Source organism: Luteitalea sp. (assembly GCF_044337415.1).
Classification (GTDB): domain Bacteria; phylum Acidobacteriota; class Vicinamibacteria; order Vicinamibacterales; family Vicinamibacteraceae; genus Luteitalea.
In genome coordinates this window covers 1-6,879 of record NZ_JBIINP010000202.1, presented here as the reverse complement: position 1 = coordinate 6,879, position 6,879 = coordinate 1, and the positions used below count along the sequence as shown (strand labels likewise).

Here is a 6,879-nt window from a genome sequence, read left to right as displayed (position 1 = left end):
CATGAGGCATGAGGCATGACTACGGCCAGCGCCCCTTGGCCTCGTCCCACTCGGCGGTGAAGCGTGCGCTCGCGGCGCGGGCGTCGGGCTCGTCCTCGAGGCGCTTGACGCGCTCCGGGATGATGGCGGTGGTGACGAGGCGGTCGAGGTCGGCGCGCAGGGCCACGCCCCGGTCCGGCGCCAGTGAGGATCGGACCCACCCGGCGATGGCGAGGTCCCAGGCGCCATCGAGGTCGCCGCGTGCCAGCGCCGCGGCCGGCAGCCAGTACGACGCCGCCGCGGAGTCGGGGTATCGCGCCAGATGTCGCGAGAGCCGCTCCGAGATCTGGTCGTAGATGGCGGGCCGCTCCTCGGTCGCGCGCGTCTGCGCGTGCCGGTCCATCGCGGTCGCCCACCAGTCGACCACCTGCTCGCGCCCGGCGGCGCCAAGCAGGCCCATCTGCTCGAGCGCCGGCTCCAGGATCGCGGCCGCGGACCGGTACTGCCCGTCTAGGTAAACCGCCTCGCCCAAGCCCACCACCAGATCCACCCGTCCGCGGTCGTCGAGGGCGGCGGCGTCCACGGCGCGCAGCGCAGCGCGGCCGTCGACGAGATCCTGGGGAGCCCGATTAGCGCGATGACGCTCCAGCAGGGCGCGGCCGAGCAGCAGTCCGGCGTCGGGCCGAGCCCCGGGGCGGGCGGCCGCCTCGCGGGCCGCGGTCACCGCCTCGTCGTACCTGCCGGCGTTGTACGCCTGCCGGGCGCGGGCCAGCGGATCGGCCGTGACCGGCTGTCCAGCGACCGGTGTCGCAGCCCCCAGAAGGGCGGCGGCCAGCACCCCAGCCCGAGCGAAATCAGTAAGTGCTTGCATGTCAGCGACTTCCAAACCTCGCACCCCGGCAACTTGCTATACTCCCGAGGCGTGGTCACTCCAATCGTCGTCCCGCGCAGCGAGCACGAGCTCTCGCGCCAGGACATCGACCCCGACGCCCTCCGCGTCCTCTATCGCCTGCACGCCTCGGGCTTCGAGGCCTATCTCGTAGGGGGCAGCGTACGCGATCTGCTCCTCCATCGTCGCCCGAAGGACTTCGACATCGGGACGAGCGCGCACCCGCACGAGGTCAAGCGGCTCTTCCGTAACTGCTGGATCATCGGGCGGCGCTTCCGCCTCGCCCATGTCCGCTTCGGCACGAAGACGATCGAGGTCGCGACGTTCAGGCGACAGGTCAACATCGCGCAGGAGCCGCAGGAACAACACTTCCGCCCCGACCACCCCGACGAGAGCGAGCTGCCGGTCGTCGCCGATCCGTCGGTCGAGGTCACGGCCGATCAGATCGACAGGCCGATCCAGCGCGACAACGAGTACGGCACGCCCGAGGAGGACGCGTTCCGGCGCGACTTCACCGTCAACGCGCTGTTCTACGACATCGGGTCGTTCTCGATCATCGACTACACGGGCGGCCTGCAGGATCTCGAACAGCGCCTGATCCGCTGCATCGGCGACCCGGACGTGCGCTTTGTCGAGGACCCCGTGCGCATGCTGCGCGCGCTGGTGCTCGCGGCACGCCTCGACTTCGCGGTGGACGGCGCCGTGATGGACGCGATCGATCGCAAGGCCCCGCTCATCGGCCAGGCGTCGTCGGCGCGCCTGCTCGAGGAGTACTACAAGATCCTGCGCAGCGGTCACGCCCGCGCGTGCTTCGATCACCTCGCCGACAGCGGCCTGCTCGAGCACATGTCGCCCGAGCTGCTGAACGACGACGGCCCGCTCACCGAGGCGTTCGAGGCCGTCGACGCCTACCGCAAGCGCTTCGACGACGCCCCCGAGAGCCTGAGCAACCCGATCCTGGCGGGCACGCTGCTGCTGCCACTCGGGCTGCTGCGCGACGACGGCCACCGCTATCGCTACGCCGAAGACGACTGGGAGCGCGAGACGCCGCACATGCTGGGCCAGATGCAGGTGGCCCGCAAGGACATCGAGAAGCTGCGGTTCCTGCTGTCGCTGCAGAAGCGCCTGCTCGACATCAAGGCGCCGGAGCGCATGCAGAAGGCCCTCATGCAGCGCGGTGCCTTCCGTGATGCGCTGACCTGGCTCGAGATCCACGGCGAGCGCCCCGACGTGGTCGCGCACTGGGAAACGCTGCTGCGCGAGGATCCGCCGCCTGCCGCACCTGCCGAGGACGAGGCCGAGCGGAAGCGGCGCCGACGCCCACGGCGACGGCGCGGCGGCTTCAACCGGTAAGGTGGCAATTTGAAATTTGGCATTTGAAATTCTCGAGCGCCGGCTACGCCGCGCGCGGCGAAGGCCGAGAGGCCGAGCCGCCGAGAATTTCGAATGTCAAATTTCGAGTTTCAGAATGCCACCCGCACCCCACCGCGGATTCGCCGAGGCGGCCCCACCGTCCGGAACGGCGTCCGGCCCGTGTCGTAATCGGCGTCGAACAGGTTCTCGATCGCCACGAACGCGCGCAGGGCTTCGGCGAAGCGGTGCTCGCCCATCAGGTCGGTGACGAACGACCGGCCGAGTTCGAACAGGTTCCTGTCGTCGTCGTACTGCGTGCCGGTCCAGCGCATCTGCGTCGCGATCATCGAGGCGGCAAACGGCTGCCAGCGGACGTCGAAGCCGCCCTGCGCCGTCGGCACCTGCGGCACGCGGTTGCCTTCGAGGCCAGGCTCGTCCGATTCGTCGAAGCGTGATCGCGTCCACGCCAGCGTGCCGGCGACCGACAGCGACGACAGCAACTGCACGCGCCCCTCGAGTTCGAGCCCGCGGGCGCCGATGGTGCCGGCGTTGCGACGCTCGCGCGTGATCAGCGTGGGCGTGGCCGACACGGTGACGTTGGTGACGGCGTCCTCGAGGCGCGCGGCGAACAGCGTGGCGCGGAGCGACACGCGGCGGGGCTCCCACGCGAGCGAGACGTCGCCGCCGGTCACGTTCTCCGGCTCGAGCGCGGGGTTGTTCTGCGTGAGGGTGTTGCCGGCCCGGAACGAGCGCAGGCGCTCGTTGAGCGTGGGCGCGCGGAAGGCCTTGTAGGCGCTGCCGCGCAGCGTGAACGCGCCCGGCAGCGTCCACGCCACCGAGCCCTTCGGCGAGAGCGCGTCGATGTCGCGCTGTCCGCCTGGGGTGGTGTCGATGTCGATGCGGTCGGCGCGGAGGCCGCCGACCACGACGACCCGGCTCGAGGCAGCCCACGTCGCCTGGGCGAACCCGCCGAGCATGTCCTGCCGACCATCGGCCAGCGTCGGGGCGCCGGTGGGGCGCCGCTCGATCATGTCGCCCTCGACACGACGGAAGTCGCCGCCGGCCAGCAGCACCACGCGGCCGATCGACCGTACGAACTCCGCCGAGCCACCCCCCATCGTCGAGCCGACGCGCTGGCGCGAGCTCAGCGTCTCGGCCGTGCGCGTGGCGTTGACGGCCGAGAACGCCTGGTCGTAGCCCTGGCCCGCGGCGAAGGCCCGCAGCCGCAGATCGCCCCACGGGCCGGCGCCGCTGACGTCGATCGACGCCTGCCGCTGGTTCGTGTCGTTGTCCTGCAGGGGCGTGCCGTTGGTGCGGTCCTCGTCGTACACCTGCCCACGCAGCGAGGCGCGCCACAGCCGCGTGATGGCGCCGCCGAACGTGGCCGACAGCACCGACGACTCGACGCCCGCCGGCGTGTCGATCGGGCCGCGAATCTCGGGCGCGATGGGAATGGCCCCCTCGGTGGTGTTGAACTCGCCGGCCAGCATGCCGGTCCAGGGGCCGCGGCGCGTGCCGGCCAGCGCGGAGACACGCCCCGACTCCTGCGTCCCGCCTTCCACCAGCGCGCGCAGCACCGGCGACGAGGGCTCTACCGACAGCACCTGGATGACGCCGCCCGCGGCGTCGGCGCCGTAGAGATCGCTGGCGCCGCCACGCACCACCTCGACGCGGTCGATGGCCACCTGCGGCACGCGGTCCCAGCTCACCCAGCCGCCGAACGGGTCGTTGAGCGGCACGCCGTCGGCGAGCACGAGCGTGCGGCTCGCGCCCGACGCCGAGAGGCCGCGCAGCGTCACGCCCTGCGTCGTCGGGTTGGCGGTACGGGACGGCGAGCGACGGAACAGCGAGAACCCGGGCGTCAGCCGCAGCACGTCGTCGAGCGTGCCCGCGGCGGCCACCTCCAGATCGCGACGCGAGATCACCGTCGCATCGGCAGGCAGGTCGGCGCCGCGCACGGCGCGACGGCCGGCAGTCACGGTGACCTGCTCACTGCGTGCCGCCGGCTCGAGGGTGACGTCGAAGGCAGCCGAGCCCGGCTGCAGCGCCTCGATGTGCTCCCCGAAACCGGGCGCGGACACGCGCAGCAGCAGCGGCAGCGCCAGTTCGGGCACGGGCACGATGGCGATGCCGTCGGCGCCCGTGAGCACCGCCTTGCCGCGCCCACGGTCGTCGGCATCGACCACGGCGCTGGCGCCGGCGATGGGATCGCCGAGCGCATCCATCACGCGCACGCGGAGGTCGGCTGCGGGCGGTTGGGCGCTCGCGCGCGCGGCGAGGCTCAGCAGGACCAGGATCGGGAGCGTCAGGAGGCGAAGACGATGGGGGAGCACGTGCGTTGGGCTTTCGGGAATTGCTGCGATGTCTGACGGGCTACAGGCTATAGACGACAGGCTGCCTGCGCAGGTCGCCTGCAGCCTGCAGGCCGTAGCCGACTCTACCCGTGTGTGCGCTCGAACTCGCGCATGAAGTGGACCAGCGCCTCGACGCCCGCCTCGGGGAACGCGTTGTACATCGACGCGCGCAGCCCGCCCACCGAGCGATGCCCCTTCAGGCCGTCGAGTCCTTCCGCGGTCGCGGCCTTCGCGAAGGCGTCCTCGAGCGACTCGTCGCGCAGCCGGAACGTCACGTTCATCAGCGAGCGCGACTCGACCTCGGCATGGCCCCGGTAGAAGCCCGTGCGATCGATCTCGGCGTAGAGCGTCGCGGCCTTGCGGGCATTGCGCACGCCAAGCGCGGCGAGGCCGCCTTCGGCGCGCATCCAGGCGGCGACCAGGCCGAGGATGTAGATGCCGAACGTGTTCGGCGTGTTGTAGCGCGAGCCCTGCTCCGCGTGCACGGCGTAGTTCAGCATCGTCGGCAACGACGGGGAGGAACGTGCGAGCAGGTCCTTGCGGACGATCACGAGGGTGACGCCGGACGGGCCGAGGTTCTTCTGCGCGCCGGCGTAGATCACGCCATACCGCGCCACGTCCATCGGCGCGCTGAAGATGTCCGACGACGCGTCCACCACGAGCGGCACCGAGCCGACGTCGGGCATGGCGCGCCACTGCGAGCCGTAGATGGTGTTGTTGGTCGTGACGTGCACGAAGGCCGCCGACGGATCGAGGTCGAGCTCGTCCTGCCGCGGCACGCGCCGGAACCCGCCCGCCTCGGTCGAGCCGGCCACGCGCACGGCGCCGACCTTGCGCGCCTCGGCGATCGCCTTCTCCCCCCAGACGCCGGTGATCACGTAGTCGGCGCTGGCGCCGGCCGTGAGGAGGTTCATCGGCAGCATCGAGAACTGCAGGCTGGCGCCGCCCTGCAGGAAGAGCACGGCGTGCGTGTCGGGAATGCCGGCCACCTCGCGCAGCGTCGCCTCGGCCCCCTCGAGAATCCGATCGAACGGCTTCGAGCGATGGCTCATCTCCATCACCGACATGCCGGCGCCCGGGAACTCGAACAGGTCCCGCTGCGCCTCGCGCAGCACGGCCTCGGGCAGCACCGCCGGACCCGAGGAGAAGTTGAAGACGCGATGCGTGGTCGTGAGGGGCATGGCCATCAGTAATTCAGAATTCAGAATTCAGAATGAAGCTCAGCGCGAAGGGCATCCAGCCGCGACCTGCCCTGAATTCTGAACTGTGAATTCTGAATTGTTCCTAGATTTCGTGACTGAGCAGTCCGTCGCGCAGCTTCGGCTCGAACCACGTGGACTTGGGCGGCATGATGGCGCCGGCGTCGGCGATGGCCATGAGTTCGTCGAGCGTGACCGGGAACATCGAGAAGGCGATCGCCGCCTTCTTGCCGTTCACCAGCTTCTCGAGCTCGGCGGTGCCGCGGATGCCGCCCACGAAGTCGATGCGCGTGTCGGTGCGCGGATCCGCGATGCCGAGAATCGGCGCCAGCAGTTGGTCCTGCAGCCGCGAGACGTCGAGCGTGCGGATCGGATCGGACACGTCGGTGGCGTCGTCGCCGAGCGTGAGCGTGTACCACTTGCCGCGGATGTAGACACCGCACTCGCCCTTGCGCGCGGGCGCGGCCGTGCCGGCAGTCATCGGGAACTGCTGCGACAGCACCGTCAGCAGCGCCTCCACCGTGTGGCCGTTCAGGTCCTTCACCACCCGGTGGTACGGCAGGATGCGCATCTGCACGTCGGGGAACGCGACGGCGAGGAAGAAGCTCCCGGCCTCGTCAGGCTCCGCCCCGAGCGCCTCCTGCGCACGCGCCGCGCTCGCGGCGCGGTGATGGCCGTCGGCGATGTAGAGCCGCGGCACCTCGCCGAACGCCGTCGCGAGCGCCTCGGCCTGCGCCGGCGTCGCCGCCCACACGGTGTGCGCGATGCCGTCGGCTGCCGTGAAGTCGTAGAGCGGCACGCCGGTGGTCACGGCGGCGATGGCGGCCGATGAGGCCGGCGTGTCGCGATAGGTCAGCAACACCGGCCCGGTCTGGGCCCGCAACTCGGTGATGTGGCGCGTGCGGTCGTCTTCCTTGTCCTTGCGCGTGCGCTCGTGCTTGAGGATGACGTCGCGGCGGTACTCGTCGACCGAGAACGTGCCGGCCAGCCCCGTCTGCTCGTGGTCGCCCATGCGCAGGCGGTAGACGTACAGCGTCGGCTTCGCGTCCTGGATCAGCGCACTCGACCGGAAGGCCTCGAAGGTCTCCCACGCCCGCGTGTACAC

At 70.8% G+C, this 6,879-nt stretch carries 5 protein-coding genes; 1 reads left to right on the top strand and 4 read right to left on the bottom strand.

The window, feature by feature from the left end:
• Positions 1–19: 19 nt before the first annotated feature.
• The gene (locus tag ACIRDX_RS18920) at positions 20–850 is read right to left on the bottom strand and encodes a hypothetical protein (RefSeq protein ID WP_396626998.1); all 831 of its coding nucleotides are present in this window, start codon (positions 848–850) and stop codon (positions 20–22) included.
• Between the two features lie 51 nt (positions 851–901).
• Between ACIRDX_RS18920 and pcnB the strand changes: the two genes are divergently transcribed.
• The gene (gene pcnB / locus ACIRDX_RS18915) at positions 902–2,221 is read left to right on the top strand and encodes a polynucleotide adenylyltransferase PcnB (protein WP_396626997.1); all 1,320 of its coding nucleotides are present in this window, start codon (positions 902–904) and stop codon (positions 2,219–2,221) included.
• A gap of 110 nt (positions 2,222–2,331) precedes the next feature.
• Here the strand turns inward: pcnB and ACIRDX_RS18910 are convergent, their stop codons facing one another.
• The 3 genes from ACIRDX_RS18910 to ACIRDX_RS18900 all read right to left on the bottom strand — a co-directional run.
• The gene (locus ACIRDX_RS18910) at positions 2,332–4,554 is read right to left on the bottom strand and encodes a TonB-dependent receptor (RefSeq protein WP_396626996.1); all 2,223 of its coding nucleotides are present in this window, start codon (positions 4,552–4,554) and stop codon (positions 2,332–2,334) included.
• A 104-nt stretch (positions 4,555–4,658) separates the two neighbouring features.
• Positions 4,659–5,762, bottom strand: a complete 1,104-nt coding sequence (gene serC, locus ACIRDX_RS18905; RefSeq protein WP_396626995.1) for a 3-phosphoserine/phosphohydroxythreonine transaminase — start codon at positions 5,760–5,762, stop codon at positions 4,659–4,661.
• 97 nt (positions 5,763–5,859) lie between these two features.
• The coding region (locus ACIRDX_RS18900; protein ID WP_396626994.1) for a DUF1015 domain-containing protein at positions 5,860–6,879 on the bottom strand (1,020 nt) is incomplete at its 5' end.

Excerpts from the sequence above, each read along its gene's own strand:
- serC (WP_396626995.1), bottom strand. The coding sequence starts at position 5,762 with ATGGCCATGCCCCTCACGACCACGCATCGCGTCTTCAACTTCTCCTCG.
- ACIRDX_RS18920 (WP_396626998.1), bottom strand. The coding sequence starts at position 850 with ATGCAAGCACTTACTGATTTCGCTCGGGCTGGGGTGCTGGCCGCCGCC.